Here is a 15,027-nt window from a genome sequence, read left to right on the forward strand (position 1 = left end):
CCGAGACCGTGGACAACAACGAGACCATCACCGTGCATGCCAACCGCAGCAAGACGGTCGACCGCAACGAGACGGTCAGGATCGGCATGAACAAGACGGAAACCATCCTCATGGCCTCGTTGCAGAACGTCGGCATGGGGCGCATGGAAAACGTCGGGCTCGGCTACAGCCTGAACGTCGGCATGATGATGAACACCGTGGTCGGGCTGAACCAGAGCACCCAGGTGATGAAGAAGAAGACCTTGTCGGTGGGCGATAGCTACGAAGTGAGCGTGGGCGGCAGCGACGATGGCTCGAAGATCACCCTGGACGGTCAGAGCATCACCCTCGGCAGCCAGCGCATCGAGCTGACCGCCGACCGCGAGATCCTCTTGCGCTGCGGCCAGAGCACGATCCGCCTGACGCCGGGGGAGATCGAGATCCTCTCGCCCAATGTCGATATCAACTGTTGAGCGGCGGGCGGATGTCCTGTCGCGGCTTTTCCCAAGGAAGGATGGATAGATGAGCGGCCTACCGGTTTCCCATGTCGGCGAGAAAGTCTCGGGAGGGGTTATCTCCACCGGCTCGCCCACCGTGCACGTCGGCAGCAGCGCGGTCGGCCTGGCCGACCGGGTGTCCGCCTGCGTGCCGTTGGTGGGCAAGCCGGTCAACCCGATGCTCGGCAGCAAGCTGCTGCCGGAAGAGGTCGATTTCGCCCTGGCGGCGCCGGACACCTTCACCTTCGCCCGTGGCTACCTGTCGAGCAACCCCCGTATCGGCCGGCTCGGCCGGGGCTGGTGGCTGCCGGGCGAGAGCATGCACCTGGAACTGAGCGAAGACGCCTGCGTGCTGGTCGACGCCCAGGGCCGCCGGATCGGCTTTCCTGCGCTGGCTCCCGGCGCGCAGCATTATTCCGGCAGCGAGGAGCTGTGGCTGCGCCGCGGCAGTTCGAGCGGCGGCGAAGCGCAGGCCTGGCGCGGGCGCTGGGCGGCGGTGCCGGCCGAACTGCAGACGCAGGAGGGCTCCGTGCTGGTGCTGTCCGGCCACAGCTACCTGCATTTCCAGCGTTGCCCCGACGGTATCTGGCGCCTGCAGGCCAGCTTCGGCCGCGCCGGCTACCGCACCGAGTTCCGCTGGAGCGGACGTGGCCTGCTCACCGGCGTGCGCGACAGCGCCGGGCGCAGCTATGCGCTGGTCTACCAGCAGGCCTGCGAGCCGAGCGAGGGCGACGACGGCCTGCGTCTGTTCGGCGTGATCCTGGCCAGCCACGACGGACCGCCTCCGGACTACATCGATCCGCAGAGCCCGGGGCTCGACTGGCTGGTGCGCTACCAGTTCAGCGACAGCGGCGACCTGATCGCCGTGCGCGACCGTCTTGGCCAGGTGGTCCGGGTATTCGCCTGGCGCGAGCACATGCTGGTCGCCCACGGCGAACCGGGCGGGCTGGAGGTTCGCTACGAGTGGGATGTCCATGCTCCGCACGGGCGGGTCGTGAAGCAGATCGAGGCGGGCGGCCTGACCCGTACCTTCCGCTACCTGCGCGATGCCACCGAGGTCAGCGACAGCCTCGGCCGCGTCGAACGCTACGAGTTCGCCGGCGAGGGTGGGCAGCGGCGCTGGACCGCGCTGGTCAGGGCCGACGGCAGCCGTAGCGAGTTCGACTACGACCTGTTCGGCCGCCTGGTCGCCATGCGCGATCCGCTGGGACGGGAGACGCGGCGCCGGCGCGATGGCCAGGGGCGGATGCTCGAGGAGGAGTCGCCGGGCAAGGCGCGCTATCGCAAGCGCGTCGACGAAGAGACCGGGCTGCTGGTCGAGCTGGAGGACGCGATGCAGCGCCGCTGGACCTTCGAGCGCGACGAACGGGGCAATGCGACGACGGTGCGCGGCCCGGCCGGCAGCACCCGCTACGCCTACGAAGACCCGCGCCTGCCCGACCGGCCGACGCGAATCGTCGACCCGCGCGGCGGCGAGCGGCGCCTGGAGTGGAACCGCTTCGGCCTGTTGGCCGCGTTGACCGATTGTTCCGGCCAGGTCTGGCGTTACGACTACGACAACGAAGGACGTTTGGTCGCCAGCAGCGACCCGCTGGGACAACTGACCCGGCGCCGCTACGACCCGCTGGGGCAACTGATCGGCCTGGAATTGGCCGACGGCAGCGCCCTGAGCTATGAATACGACGCCCTTGGGCGGCAGACCCGTATCGCCGATGCCAAGGGGCACGCCACGCTGTTTTCCTGGGGGCACGGCGATCTGCTGGCGCGGGTTTCCGACGCCGGCGGCGGCGAATTGTCCTACCTGCACGACGAAGCCGGCAGGCTGGTCGCCCTGACCAACGAGAACGGCGTCCAGGCGCAGTTCCGCTACGACCTGCTGGACCGTCTGGTGGAAGAGACCGGCTTCGACGGTCGTCGCCAACGCTATCGCTACAACGCCGCTGACGAACTGATCGCCCGCGAGGATGCCGACGGTCGCGAGACCACCTATGCCTACGACCGCGACGGCCGCCTGGCGAGCATCCGGGTTCCCGCCACCGAGCACGCACCGGCCCTGGTCGAGCGTTACCGCTGGTTGGCCGACGGCCGCCTGGCCAGCGCCGGCGGGGCGGATTGCGAGGTGCGCTACACGTACGACGAGGTCGGTAACCTGCGCCTGGAAAGCCAGGTACATGCCGACGGTTGGGTCTACAGCGTCGAGCACAGCCACGACGCGCTAGGCGTGCGCCAGACCAGCCGCTATGGCGACGCGCCGCCGGTCGCCTGGCTGACCTATGGCCCGGGTCATCTGCACGGCGCGCTGGTCGGTGCGGTCGAGCTGGCCTTCGAGCGCGATGCCCTGCACCGCGAGGTGCGTCGCGACGCCCGCCGCGACGGGCAGGATGACGCGTTGTTCACCCAGGAGCGCCAGCACGCGCCGCTGGGACGCCTGCAGCGCAGCCGCCTGCGTCTGGCCGGCGGTTTCGACTGGCAGCGCGGCTATCGCTACGACGGACTTGGACAACTGGTCGGCATCGACGACAACCAGTATCCGTCGGTGCGCTACGAATACGACCTCGGCGGTCGCCTGCTGGCCAGCCGGCGCGCTGGCGCGGCGGCCAGCACCTACCGCTACGACGCCGCCGGCAACCGCCTGGAGGGCGTCGGCGAGCATGCGCGCGAGGACGCTCGCCAGGCATTCGCCGAGAACGAACTGTACCGCTCCGGTTTCAGTCGCTCCGAGGCGCGCGCGAGCCAGGCCGGCGAAGGCCCGGCGCGCTGGGCCGGCAACCGCGTGGAGAGGATCGCCGGCAACCGCTATCGCTTCGATGCGCTGGGCAACCTGGTCGAGCGTATCGGCGCCGACGGCGAGCGCCTGCGCCTGGCCTACGACGGCGCGCAGCGCCTGGTCCATCTGACGCGCGATTACGCCGACGGCACGCGGCTGGAGGCGCGCTACCGCTACGACGCGCTGTCGCGACGGATCGCCAAGGTGGTGCTGCGCGACGGTGTCGAGCAGCAGGTGCGCTTCGGCTGGGACGGCGATCGCCAATGCGCCGAAGCCTTTGCGCGGGAACTGCGCACCACCGTTCACGAACCGGGCGGTTTCGTCCCGTTGCTGCGCCTGGAGCAGGCCTGTGAGCCCGATCCCCCGGAGCTGCTGCAATTGCGCCAGGCGTTCGCCGCCGAGGGCCAGCCGCTGCCGGCGCAATGCGTGCCGGCGCTGGGCGAGGCGCGGATCGCTTTCTTCCACACCGACCACCTCGGTACCCCCCTGCAACTGAGCGACGAGCGTGGCCAACTGCGTTGGCAGGGCGTTCCGGACGACTGGCGGGCGGTGGCGCCGGAACGACAGCCGGGTGCGCAGCCGATCCGCTTCCAGGGGCAGTACCACGATGAGGAAAGCGGCCTCTACTACAACCGCTACCGTTACTACCTGCCGGAAGCCGGGCGCTATGCCAGCCAGGACCCGCTCGGCCTGGGCGGTGGGCCCAACCCCTATGCCTACGCGCTGAACGCGCCCACGCTGGCCTACGATCCCACCGGCCTGATCATCCCGCTGGTGGTGATCGGCGCCTTCGCCGCCCGCGCCGCGATCGGAGCGGCGCTGGGCGCCGGCATCGAGCTGGGGATGCAGACCGGCAAGCAGGTGCTGGGGCAGATAAAGGACAACTGGGACAGCGATCGCGACCTCACCGATATCAAGTGGAAGTGCATCGACATCAACTGGAAACACGTCGGCGCCTCGGCGGCCATCGGCACCGTGGCGCCGGGCATGCTCAGCACCGGCAAGACCGTGGTGCAGTCCGCCAAGGCGATCAGGACCCTTTCCGGACAGGCGGCCAACACCGCCAACCGCGCGGCCAAGCTGGCCGCGCGCAAGGCCGCCCATGCCGATACCATCAAGAAGGCCGTGGCCACCCAGGCCGCCTGGCAGACGGGCAAGCAGATCGTCAAATGCCCGCTGAAGGACGAAGAAGAGGAGTGCCCGCCGCAATGATCAAGCATTACCTGCTGATGACCCTCGTCTGCATACCGCTGGCGTTGCTCTACGTCTGCCTGGAATGGTTCTTCGGCAACACCTGGGTGACCGTCGGGGTGTTCTTCGGCGTGCTCGTCGTGCTGCGCCTCGGGCTCTACCTCTACCGCCGCTCGAAGGGCATCAGGGACGGCTACCTGGACGAGTGAGGCCGACCCGGCATCGCGGAGCATCGACCCATGCAGGGCCTCTTCGTCAATGGCTCCGCCAGTCTTCCGCCGCCGATGCTGTCGCGCAGGCGCTGCTGGCGGCGTTCGCCTGCTAACCTGGCGACCTGCCCGTCTTCTTTGCCAAGGTCCGAGGAACTGACCATGCACGACCTGCCTACCTACGACGATGTGATCGCCGCCGCCGCGCGGATCGCCGGGCATGCCAACCGCACGCCGGTGATGTCCTCGCGTACCCTCGACGAAGAACTCGGCGCGGAAGTCTTCTTCAAATGCGAAAACCTGCAGCGCATGGGAGCGTTCAAGTTCCGCGGCGCCTTCAACGCGCTGTCGCGGTTTTCCGCCGAGCAGCGTGCCGCCGGGGTGGTGGCGTTCTCCTCCGGCAACCACGCCCAGGCCATCGCCCTCTCGGCGCGCTTGCTGGGGATCCCGGCGACCATCGTAATGCCGGCCGACGCGCCGGCGGTGAAGATCGAGGCGACCCGTGGCTACGGCGGGCAGGTAGTGCTCTATGACCGCTATACGGAAGATCGCGAGCAGATCGGCCGCGACCTGGCGCAGCGCCATGGCCTGACCCTGATCCCGCCCTACGATCACCCCGACGTGCTGGCCGGGCAGGGCACCGCGGCCAAGGAACTGTTCGAAGAAGTCGGTCCGCTGGACGCCTTCTTCGCGCCCCTCGGCGGCGGCGGCTTGCTCTCCGGCTGCGCCCTGGCGATCCGCGCGCTGGCGCCGGCCTGCCGGATCTACGGGGTGGAGCCGGAGGCCGGCAACGATGGCCAGCGTTCGCTGCGCAGCGGCGCCATCGTGCATATCGATACGCCGCAGACCCTCGCCGATGGCGCCCAGACCCAGCATTTGGGCAATCTCACCTTCCCGCTGATCCAGCGCAACGTCGATGACATCCTCACCGCCAGCGACGCCGAACTGGTGGATGGCATGCGCTTCCTCGCCGCGCGGATGAAGCTGCTGGTCGAGCCCACCGGTTGCCTCGGCCTGGCCGCCGCCCGCCAGCGCAAGGACGAATTGCGCGGCAAGCGGGTCGGGATCCTGCTCAGCGGCGGTAACGTCGACCTGGCGCGTTTCTGCGCCTTGCTCGGCGGCTAGCCGGCCGCTAGAGGCCGAGTCCTTCGCTGGCTGCCCAGCGCGCCATCAGGCGGTTCGACGGCAGGCTTTCGTCGAGCAGCTTGCGCGCGCTTTCCACCCCCGCGACCGGCAGGCCCTGCGGGTCGAGCAGGCCGATCTGCACCAGCACGCCGGCCTGGTCCCAATAGATGTGCTCGTGGTACAGGCGGTCGCCGCGAAAGCGCACCACGCCGAGCATGGGGATTTCCACGAAGCGCCCGGTGGGTGGGACGCCGGGCAGCAGCCAGTCGATCTCGCAGCTGTGGGTGAAGCGCATGACGAACTCGTCGACCACCTGCAGCGCCCCCACCGTCCGCGAAATCGGCGTGAGGGTCATGTCCGGCGGGTTGCCGTGGATGAAGTGATGGCGGTAGAAGCGGCTCAGTTCGCGCTGGCCGACGCCGCCGGTGAGGGTCGGGACATGGTTGACGTAGGGCTCGGCGACCATGGTCGCCATGGTCGCGGCGACGTCGCGGGTATCGAACTCGTGGCGCACATGCTCGTCCCACAGCGCGGAGAGGTCGAAGTTCGGCCCGATCTCCCGCTTCAGGGCGGCGATGCTGCGTTCGTGGGCCATCAGGTAGGCCGGTTTGTCGAAGTGCATGCCGCCGACGCGGGCGAAGGCGTGATCGACGCCGGGGTAGAGGTACAACTCGGTCTTGGGCAGGTTGCGCAGGCAGGGCAGGATCGCGTCGCGGGCCTGCTGCGGGCAGTAGGCGTCCTGTTCGGCGAAATGCAGCACCAGCCGGCCCTTGATCTGTTTCGCCTCGTCGAGCAGCGCCTCGATGCCCATGCCATAGTAGCCCACCGAGCAGGAGACGTCGGTGCGCGTCGCGGCGAGGTAGGCCAGCTTGCCGCCCATGCAGAAGCCGACGAAGCCGATCCCGGCGTGGACCACCTCCTCGCGTTGGCGCAGGTGCTCGATACAGGCGGCGATGTCGTCCACCGCGGCGTCCAGGTCGATGCGCTGGAACAGCTCGATGGCCTTGGCGAAGGCCGCTTCGTCGTAGCCCAGGTCGACCCCCGGCTGGAGCCGCCAGAACAGGTCGGGGACCAGGGCCACGTAGCCCTCTTCGGCGTACAGGTCGGCCACCGCGCGCATGTTCGCGTTGACGCCGAAGATTTCCTGACCGATCACCACGCCCGGCCCCTTGCCGCTGGCGGGGAGCGCGAGATACGCGTCGAACCGGCCGCTGCCGTCGGACGCGGCGATGCTGACGTACTGTCCCATGCCTGGATTCCTCATCGGGTTGTTGTTGGAGTGGGAAAACGGGAAAGCGAAGCGAACCAGCCTAGTAGGAACCGGCCGGCGGGTCATTGGCTATCCGCATGCTGGCGGGAGGGTATCCGGATTGTCCGGGAGCGAGGGGCGGGAGGCGGCGCGATCCTCGGCGAGCCGCTCGCGGATACCGCTCAGTCCCGCTGGCGCTGCCAGGGCGGGCCCGCGGCGAACCGCGCTTCCACCCATTGGCGGAACGCGCTGGCCGCCGCCGTGGCGTAGCGCGCCGAGGGGCGCACCAGGTAGACGCCGGCGTCGGCATCCAGTTGCCACTCCGGCAGCACCCGTACCAGCCTGCCGGCTTCGAGGTCGCGGCTCATCAGCCACTCGCCGGCGGCGAAGATGCCCAGGCCCTGGCGTGCGGCGCAGAGCAGGGCCTCGTTGTCGTTGCTGACCATCGAGCCGCGTACCCGCACGGGCTGCTGTTCGTCCTGGCGGGTCAGCTTCCATTCCGGGTACGAGTGCAGTCCGCTGAAGCCGAGGCAATTGTGTGCCGCCAGGTCGGCCGGGATACGCGGTACCCCATGCCGCTCCAGGTAGTCGGGAGCGGCGCCGAGGATGCGCCGGTGGGCGCACAGCCGCCTGGCCACCAGGCGGCTGTCGGCCAGTTCGCCGACCCGGATCGCGAGGTCGAAGCCTTCCGCGATGATGTCGACGAAGCGCTCCGAATAGTCGGTTTCCAGCACCACCTGCGGATGCGCCAGGGCGAACTCCGCCAGCAGCGGACCGAGCCAGAGCCGGCCCATCGCCGATGGCAGGGCGATGCGCAGGCGTCCGCGCAGTTGCGCGGCGCCCAGGCTGGCTTCGTGCTCGGCCTCGTCGAGCAGGTCGACGGCCTGGCGGAAGCGGCTCGCCAGGCGCTCGCCTTCATCGGTGAAGCGCAGTTGCCGGGTGGTGCGTTCGACCAGGCGGATGCCGAGGCGACGCTCCAGTGCGCCGAGCCGCTTCGAGAGCACCGAGGGATGTCGTTGCAGGGCGCGGCCGGCGGCGGCGAACGAACCGTGCTCGGCCAGGGCCAGGAGCGTGGCGACTTCATCGGCCTGCCGGCTGTCGAACGGTTGCATGCATGCGTCTCTTGCGAGTGGGTCAGGGCAAGAGTACCAGCGCGCCTTGCGAGCGTCCCTCCAGCAGATCGGTATGCGCCACGGCCGCCTCGGCCAGCGGGTAGCGCCGCCAGACCCGGGGCTGGATGACACCGTCTGCATGGGCGCGCAGCACAGCCTGCGCGCGTAGCCGGTATTCCTCCGGGTTGGCGGTGTGGGCGGCGAGCGAGGGACGGGTGAGGAACAGCGAACCCTTGGCGTTGAGGGTGGCGACTTCGACGGCTGGCGGCACGCCGGAGGTAGCGCCGAAGGACACCAGCAGGCCGCGCGGACGCAAGCTGTCCAGGGACGCCTCGAAGGTAGCGCGACCGATGGGGTCGTAGACCACATCGACCTTGCGCCCGGCGGTCAGCTCGGCGACCTGGGCGGCGAGACTGGCCGCGTCGAACACCAGCACCTCGTCGCAGCCGGCAGCCCTGGCCCGCTCGACGCTTTCCGCCTTCGACACCACGCCGATCACCCAGGCGCCCAGGTGCCGGGCCCAGGCCGCCATCAACTGGCCGACGGCGCCCGCCGCGCCGTACAGCAGGATGCGTGTGCCGGGCCCGACGGGGTAGGTGGCATGCAGCAGGTAGTGCGCGGTGATCCCCTTGAACAGCAGAGCCGCCGCGTCCTCGAAAGCGAGTGTGTCGGGCAGCTTCAGCAAGCGCTCGGCGGGGTAGAGCCGGGCGCTGGCATAGGCGCCCAGCGGGCCGGTGGCATAGGCGACGCGGTCGCCCGGCGCCAGTCCGGAGACTCCCGGACCCAGCGCGGCGACCACTCCGGCGCCTTCCAGGCCGAGGCCGGACGGCAGCGGAATCGGTACCGCTCCCGAGCGCTGGCCGAGGTCCAGCGGATTGACGCCGATGGCGGCCTGCTCCAGCCAGACCTCGCCGGGGCCCGGTTGCTGCGCCTGGACTTGCTCCAGGCGCAGGACCTCGGGGCCTCCGTTTGCGTTGAGGGTGATGCGACTGGGCATGGCGGTCTCCTTGGCTGCGTTCGTCGTTCCGGCAGTCTAATGAAGCATCCGGGGATGACCAGGTAGGTTCTTTGCAGTTGATTGCTGCACCGCATGCAGTAGTGAGACGGTGCTCCAAGGTGACCGAAAGTCGTGTTTCCGTATCGACGGGATTCGCCTAGTGTAAGGCGGCAGCCTGGACGGCCATGGTCCCTGTGGTCGCCGGGATCATTTCGGGAGAGTCCCATGACGGCACCTTTCAAGGATCATTTCTCCACCGGTTCGGCGAACTACGCCGCACATCGTCCGACCTACCCGGCGCGGTTGGTCGACGAGCTGGCCGCGCTCTGCCCCGGCACCCGCCTGGCCCTGGACTGCGGCTGCGGCACCGGACAGCTCACGGTGCTGTTGGCCGAGCGTTTCGAACGGATGGTCGGTACCGACGCCAGCGCCGCGCAGATCGACAAGGCGCAGGCGCGCGAGCGGGTCGAGTATCGCGTGGCCCTGGCCGAGGACAGCGGGCTGGCGGCGGCCAGCGCCGACCTGGTGACGGTCGCCCAGGCCGCCCACTGGCTGGACCTGCCGCGCTTCTACGAGGAAGTCCGGCGTGTGGCCCGCGCGGATGCCATCCTGGCCCTGGTCACCTATGGCGTATTGCATGTCGACGGACCCATGGAACCGCTGGTCCAGCACTTCTACCACCAGGTCGTCGGCCCCTACTGGCCTGCCGAGCGGCGCCACGTGGAGGAGGGCTACCGCAATCTGCCGTTCCCCTTCGAGGAGCGCCGCCTGCCGGACCTGGCCATCGAGGTGGCCTGGACCCTGGACGAGCTGCTGGGCTACGTCGGTACCTGGTCGGCGGTGAAGGAGGCCGGCAAGGCCCTTGGCCAGGATCCGGGCGCCGCGTTCGTCGATGAGCTGCGCGAAGCCTGGGGCGACCCGCAGACGCGCTATCGGGTCAGTTGGCCGCTGACGGTGCGCGCCGGGGTGATCCGCTGAGCTATCGAAAGCGCCTCGAGTCTTCAGTCATGACCGCGGAGGAACGCGACCACCGCGTCCAGAACCGCTTCTGGCTGCTGGCGATGGGGAACGTGGCCGCAACCCGGTAGCGGTCGCAACGTTGCCGGACCGCCGGCAAGGCGGGCGAGGCGTTGCGGATGTCGTTGCGAGCCATACTCGTCGAGTTCGCCATGCAGGCTCAGGATCGGGCAGCGCACCCGCGCCAGGTCGGCGTCCAGGTTCCAGTCGGCGAAGTCTTCGGAAAGCCAGGTGTCCACCCAGCTGCGTAATACCCAGCGTGCCTTTTCGCCGTGGTAGCGTTCCAGGCGTTGCAACTGTCCGTCGCGGGCGAAGACGCGGTCGGCGGCGCGGATGCCGTCGAGGGTGAGGGGCTCGACGAAGGTCAGCGCCGCTTCGACCACCAGCGCTTGACAGGCCTGCGGCCACGCCGCCGCACAGGCCACCGCCATCGAGCCGCCAACGCTGTGGCCGAAGGCGATGAAGCGTTCGATCCCTAGTTGTCGCAGGACGACGGGAAAGTCCCGGCGCGCTTCGTCTTCGATGAAGTCCAGGGGCAGGGCATCGGGGTGGGCAGGCGAGAGGCCGAAGCCAAGCCGGTCATAGGCGACCACCGGACGTCTGCTGGCGGCTGCCAGCCGTTCCGGGAAGTCCCGCCACAACGCCACGCAGCCCAGCGACTCGTGCAGCAGCACGATCGGCAGCGCGGAGCCGGCTGCGGCGGGCGTCCAGCGTTTGGCGAAGAGCTGCCCGCGGGGCGTGTCGATCCGGTATTCGCGGCTTTCTATGGGGGACATGGACGGCTTCCTTCTCGAGTCTCGGGTGGTTGACTGGCGCAATAGGCCGATTGGTCGGCATGGGCCGGCCTTATCCGTCGCTAGGGTGACGGGAGGCTTGTCGATACTATGTAGGCTCTTCGCAGGAAACGATCCTCGAAAGGGCTCTTCGATAGTCCGATCGGGCCAGGAGGGGCGGTGAAAGAAGTTGCGGTGCTAGCCTACGATGGTTGCTGGGGGATGGGGGTGTTCGCCGTGGCGGACTTTTTCCGCATCGTCTCCCTGTTGGAGGCGCATATCGGCCTGGAGCCATCCTTTCGAGTGCGCATCCTTGCATCGGCCCGCGAGGTGACGGTCGCCAGCGGCCATTCGCTGCGAGCGGACGCGATCCTGGAGATCGACGCGGACTGCGACCTGCTGGTGATTCCCGCCATCGAGGGAGCGCGGCTGGCCGGCTTCGTACCGGATGCGGCGAGCCTGGCCTGGATCGCGCAGCGGATCGACGCCGGTGCCCGGGTCCTCGCCCTCACCACTGGGGCCGCCTGGCTGGCCGCCAGCCGGCGCGCCGACGGTCTCCTGCTGGCCAGCCACTGGGCCTACGTTCGGCAGTTGGCCAGGCGCTATCCGCAATGCCGCTTCATCGGCCAGCGTTCGTACCTGCAGGCCGACGGACTCTATACCACCGGCTCCCTGGGCGGCTGCTTCGATGCCTTGCTGGAAATCATCGCTCGGGAGCGAGGCGACCGCTTCTCGCAGCTCTGCGCCACCCACCTGCTGGTCGCCGATGCGCAACGCCTGAGTCCGATCCTGCCGGGTCGCCGCAACCATCGCGATGAGAGCATCCTTGCGTTGCAGGACTGGATCGAGGCCAACCACGCCGAGCCCCTCGGCTTGGAGCGTATGGCCGCCCAGGCCGGCCTTGCGCTGCGTACCCTGAAACGTCGCTTCGGTGCTGCCACCGGGCTTTCGCCGATCCGTTACCTGCAACAGGTCCGGGTCGACCGGGCGAAGAAGTTGCTGCTGGCCACCCCTCTGTCGATCCGCGAGATTGCCTACGAGGTGGGCTACGAGAATGTCAGCTTCTTCGTCAGGCTGTTTCGCAAAGAGGCGGGCGACACCCCGTCGCATTGGCGGGGCCGGGTGCGCGGGCCGGAGCGTTGAGGTCGATATAAACGGGATACGGCCACCGAGCAAACGCATGGCAGGTTCGCTATCTCGGTTCGGCGGGCAGGTGACTTGCGATGCATCCACTTTCGTTGCAGGTTTCGCGCGTCGTGTGGAAAACGCACTGCATCGAAGATGGGTCTTGTCTTCGCCCGGTTTCATTGCGCCGGTTGCTGGATATCGAGGGTGCACTTCCCAGGATGATGATCGGATCTTATCGGTGAGAGTCGTTGCCCCTTGCCCGGATTGTCCGGGCGTTCTCCTGCGGGTACGCAGATGAGGGGCGTTCAAGCTGGCGGGAGTGCCAAGGTGTTTCTGCCTGTTGAAGGCTCTTATCGAATCAGAAAAACCTTACGCCAGAAGTAGTGGGGGCTGATGGCCCTGCTCGCTTCGATCCTTCATGGTTAGCGGGTTCTGTTCTTCTTCGCCGTGGAGAGTTTTTTTGTGAGTGGTTCCCTCTTGGTACCGGCCAGTCTCGCCAGTCGCATCAGGCTCCTGCTGGTCATGACCCGGCGCGAGGTCGAACTGCGTTATCGCGACGCCATGTTGGGCCGCATCTGGATCATCGTCTCGCCGTTCCTGCTCTTGCTGATCTATACGTTTGTCTTCGGCTTCGTGCTGAAGTCGCGCTGGGGTGGAAGCCAGAGCACGCTTTCCTTCGCCTTGACCCTGTTTTCCGGACTCCTGCTGAACGGGATCCTCGCTGAAAGCCTGTCCAGGGCCCCGACTATCATCCAGGCCAACGCCAACTACGTGAAGAAGCTGGTTTTTCCCCTGGAGATACTCCCCCTCACACCGCTGCTGGCCGCTTTCTTCAACGCCATGCTCGGCTACCTGGTGCTCTGTATCTTTCTTCTCTTCAGCGGCGTCGAGCCGGGCTGGCAACTGGTCCTGCTACCGCTTGCCCTGCTCCCCTTCCTGCTCTGCGTGACGGGGCTGGCGTGGTTCCTCGCGGGGCTCGGGGTCTATGTTCGCGACATAGGGCAGTTCGTCCAGTTTCTCCTGGTGCTTCTGCTATTCATCAGCCCGGTGTTCTATCCGCTGTCATCCTTGCCACCGGTAATGCAGCCCTACCTGTACCTCAATCCGCTGACGATCCCGGTGGAAATGGTCAGGGCGATCCTTTTCGATGCTCCCTATCCGACCCTTGAGGTCTTCAGCGTTTATTGCGTTGCGTCGCTGCTGGTCTGTTCATCGGGCTTCCTCTGGTTCCGTCGGGTACAGGAAGGTTTTGCAGATGTCCTCTGAGGCCGTTTCCCCGGGCCCGCAGGTGACGGCCGAGTGGATACCGCTGGGGCAGCGTTTGCTCGAACGCGGGTTGGTGAGCGGCCAGGAACTCGAGCGGGCGCTCGACCTGCAACGCCGGCTTGGCGGCCGCCTGGGAGGCATTCTCGTGCGTTCCGGAGCCATCTCGGAAAATACCCTCATGCAGGTGCTGGCGGAGCAACTGCGGTTGCCGCTGGTGGGGGACGACCTGCGGAAGCCGAGCGAAGAGTCCATCGCCGCATTCCTGCTCAGCACCCCGATCAATACCGACTGGTTCGTCGAAGAGCAACTGGTGGTCTGGGAGGAGGGCGAGCAACTGCTGTTCGCGGCGCGTGATCCGTTATCTCCTTCGATACGCGAAACCCTGGGCTATTTCTATCCGGAGCGCTCGATTCAAGCAGTGCTGTGCCGCTCCCAGGATCTGGACGGCTGGTTGGAGCATTCCCTGGACCTGGCCCGGCAAGGTGCGGATCGGCACGCCTACGGCAGCGAAGACATCCGCTACCTGCGGGAGCTGGCGGAGGAGGCGCCGGTAGTCGAACTCGTCAACAACGTGATGAGCCAGGCCATGGAAAAGCGCTCTTCGGATATTCACATCGAACCCCGGGAGTTCGACTTCCGTATCCGCTTCCGCGTCGACGGCGTCCTGCACGACCAACTGAGCCTTCCCCGCGAGCGATTCGCGGCGGTTGTCTCGCGGATCAAGCTGATCTCCGCCATCGACATCGCGGAGCGACGGTTGCCGCAGGATGGACGCATGAGCATCCGGGTCAGCGGTACGGAGCTCGACGTGCGGGTCTCCACCTTGCCAGGGGTGCATGGCGAATCGGTGGTCATGCGCCTGTTGCCGAAGGAGCGCGAGGGGTTGCGCCTGGACCGGCTCGGGATGCTCCCGGACCACTTGCGGAGGATGCGTGCATGGGTAGCGGAACCCCACGGCATCATCCTGGTGACCGGCCCCACCGGATCGGGCAAGTCCACCACGCTCTATGGCGCGCTGGAGGAAATCAATGATGGCGTGCGCAAGCTCATCAGCGTGGAAGATCCCGTGGAATACCAGGTGCCCAATATCACCCAGGTCCAGGTCCATGCCGACATCGGCCTGACCTTCGCTGCCGCCTTGCGCTCGATCCTGCGGCAGGATCCCGATGTGATCATGATCGGGGAGATACGCGACCTGGAGACGGCGGAGATCGCCGTACAGTCCTCGCTCACCGGTCACCTGGTGCTTTCGACCCTGCATACCAACGATGCGGTGAGTGCCTTCACGCGCTTGATCGACATGGGCGTGGAACCCTTCCTGGTGGCTTCGCCGGTGCGCGGTGTCCAGGCCCAGCGACTGGTGCGCAGGTTGTGCGCCCACTGCGCGGAACCTTGCGAGCCAACCCTTGCTGCGGCCGATCTGGCAGCGACCGAGGCGGCCACCGCGCGGCTGTTCCCGGGGCAGGCAGCGCAATGGCGCGTGGCGCGAGGCTGCGGCCGCTGCGAAGGTACCGGCTACAGCGGCCGTGTGGGCATCTACGAACTCGTCGATCTGTCTTCCGAGATGCGCGACCTGATCGTGCAGAGAGCTTCCCTCGAACAGATGCATCGGCTTGCCGCCAGCCAGGGACAGCGCAATCTGCGTGAAGATGGCTTGATCAAGGCCTGGTTGGGTATGACCAGTCTTGACGAGGTGCATCGCGTGACCAGCGGCTAA

General features: G+C 67.5%; 11 protein-coding genes and 1 pseudogene. 8 read left to right on the plus strand and 4 right to left on the minus strand.

Annotated features, from left to right (window positions below):
- From HMPREF2924_RS12010 to HMPREF2924_RS12025, 4 genes and pseudogenes are all read left to right on the plus strand, one after another.
- Window positions 1–452, plus strand: a pseudogene (locus HMPREF2924_RS12010) (type VI secretion system tip protein VgrG); the annotation flags it as partial.
- 49 nt (window positions 453–501) lie between these two features.
- Complete coding sequence (gene tse5, locus HMPREF2924_RS12015; RefSeq protein WP_003131060.1) at window positions 502–4,455, plus strand: type VI secretion system effector Tse5; 3,954 nt, start codon at window positions 502–504, stop codon at window positions 4,453–4,455.
- Window positions 4,452–4,643 carry a hypothetical protein gene (locus HMPREF2924_RS12020; RefSeq protein ID WP_003090543.1) on the plus strand — a complete coding sequence of 64 codons (192 nt, stop codon included), beginning with the start codon at window positions 4,452–4,454 and terminating at the stop codon, window positions 4,641–4,643. Before tse5 ends, HMPREF2924_RS12020 begins: the two co-directional genes overlap by 4 nt.
- A gap of 162 nt (window positions 4,644–4,805) precedes the next feature.
- Window positions 4,806–5,768, plus strand: a complete 963-nt coding sequence (locus HMPREF2924_RS12025) for a threo-3-hydroxy-L-aspartate ammonia-lyase (RefSeq protein ID WP_003090528.1) — start codon at window positions 4,806–4,808, stop codon at window positions 5,766–5,768.
- Between the two features lie 7 nt (window positions 5,769–5,775).
- Here the strand turns inward: HMPREF2924_RS12025 and HMPREF2924_RS12030 are convergent, their stop codons facing one another.
- From HMPREF2924_RS12030 to HMPREF2924_RS12040, 3 genes are all read right to left on the minus strand, one after another.
- Window positions 5,776–7,017 carry a dienelactone hydrolase family protein gene (locus HMPREF2924_RS12030; protein WP_003113399.1) on the minus strand — a complete coding sequence of 414 codons (1,242 nt, stop codon included), beginning with the start codon at window positions 7,015–7,017 and terminating at the stop codon, window positions 5,776–5,778.
- 182 nt (window positions 7,018–7,199) lie between these two features.
- Window positions 7,200–8,129 carry a LysR family transcriptional regulator gene (locus HMPREF2924_RS12035; RefSeq protein ID WP_003090525.1) on the minus strand — a complete coding sequence of 310 codons (930 nt, stop codon included), beginning with the start codon at window positions 8,127–8,129 and terminating at the stop codon, window positions 7,200–7,202.
- A gap of 22 nt (window positions 8,130–8,151) precedes the next feature.
- A complete protein-coding gene (locus HMPREF2924_RS12040; protein WP_003110096.1) occupies window positions 8,152–9,126 on the minus strand; it encodes a quinone oxidoreductase family protein in 975 nt (324 codons plus the stop codon).
- A gap of 225 nt (window positions 9,127–9,351) precedes the next feature.
- On the opposite strand from HMPREF2924_RS12040, the gene HMPREF2924_RS12045 reads away from it, so the two are divergent.
- Window positions 9,352–10,104 (plus strand): class I SAM-dependent methyltransferase, encoded by a 753-nt coding sequence (locus HMPREF2924_RS12045; protein ID WP_003131063.1) that lies wholly within the window; start codon window positions 9,352–9,354, stop codon window positions 10,102–10,104.
- A 23-nt stretch (window positions 10,105–10,127) separates the two neighbouring features.
- On the opposite strand, the gene HMPREF2924_RS12050 is transcribed toward HMPREF2924_RS12045, so the two are convergent.
- Complete coding sequence (locus tag HMPREF2924_RS12050) at window positions 10,128–10,919, minus strand: alpha/beta fold hydrolase (protein ID WP_003110094.1); 792 nt, start codon at window positions 10,917–10,919, stop codon at window positions 10,128–10,130.
- Window positions 10,920–11,096: 177 nt separating this feature from the next.
- Here HMPREF2924_RS12050 and HMPREF2924_RS12055 point away from each other — a divergent pair, with 177 nt between their 5' ends.
- The 3 genes from HMPREF2924_RS12055 (at window position 11,097) to HMPREF2924_RS12065 (ending at window position 15,027) form a co-directional block, all read left to right on the plus strand.
- Complete coding sequence (locus tag HMPREF2924_RS12055) at window positions 11,097–12,059, plus strand: GlxA family transcriptional regulator (RefSeq protein WP_023094659.1); 963 nt, start codon at window positions 11,097–11,099, stop codon at window positions 12,057–12,059.
- A gap of 447 nt (window positions 12,060–12,506) precedes the next feature.
- A complete protein-coding gene (locus HMPREF2924_RS12060; RefSeq protein WP_003131067.1) occupies window positions 12,507–13,310 on the plus strand; it encodes an ABC transporter permease in 804 nt (267 codons plus the stop codon).
- Window positions 13,300–15,027 (plus strand): GspE/PulE family protein, encoded by a 1,728-nt coding sequence (locus HMPREF2924_RS12065; RefSeq protein ID WP_003090521.1) that lies wholly within the window; start codon window positions 13,300–13,302, stop codon window positions 15,025–15,027. Before HMPREF2924_RS12060 ends, HMPREF2924_RS12065 begins: the two co-directional genes overlap by 11 nt.

The organism is Pseudomonas sp. HMSC063H08 (assembly GCF_001813645.1).
GTDB classification, from domain to species: Bacteria; Pseudomonadota; Gammaproteobacteria; order Pseudomonadales; family Pseudomonadaceae; genus Pseudomonas; species Pseudomonas aeruginosa.

What these genes read in the sequence shown, in the direction of transcription:
- tse5 (WP_003131060.1), top strand. Translation starts at nt 502, where the DNA reads ATGAGCGGCCTACCGGTTTCCCATGTCGGCGAGAAAGTCTCGGGAGGG.
- HMPREF2924_RS12020 (WP_003090543.1), top strand. Translation starts at nt 4,452, where the DNA reads ATGATCAAGCATTACCTGCTGATGACCCTCGTCTGCATACCGCTGGCG.
- HMPREF2924_RS12025 (WP_003090528.1), top strand. Translation starts at nt 4,806, where the DNA reads ATGCACGACCTGCCTACCTACGACGATGTGATCGCCGCCGCCGCGCGG.
- HMPREF2924_RS12030 (WP_003113399.1), bottom strand. Translation starts at nt 7,017, where the DNA reads ATGGGACAGTACGTCAGCATCGCCGCGTCCGACGGCAGCGGCCGGTTC.
- HMPREF2924_RS12035 (WP_003090525.1), bottom strand. Translation starts at nt 8,129, where the DNA reads ATGCAACCGTTCGACAGCCGGCAGGCCGATGAAGTCGCCACGCTCCTG.
- HMPREF2924_RS12040 (WP_003110096.1), bottom strand. Translation starts at nt 9,126, where the DNA reads ATGCCCAGTCGCATCACCCTCAACGCAAACGGAGGCCCCGAGGTCCTG.
- HMPREF2924_RS12045 (WP_003131063.1), top strand. Translation starts at nt 9,352, where the DNA reads ATGACGGCACCTTTCAAGGATCATTTCTCCACCGGTTCGGCGAACTAC.
- HMPREF2924_RS12050 (WP_003110094.1), bottom strand. Translation starts at nt 10,919, where the DNA reads ATGTCCCCCATAGAAAGCCGCGAATACCGGATCGACACGCCCCGCGGG.
- HMPREF2924_RS12065 (WP_003090521.1), top strand. Translation starts at nt 13,300, where the DNA reads ATGTCCTCTGAGGCCGTTTCCCCGGGCCCGCAGGTGACGGCCGAGTGG.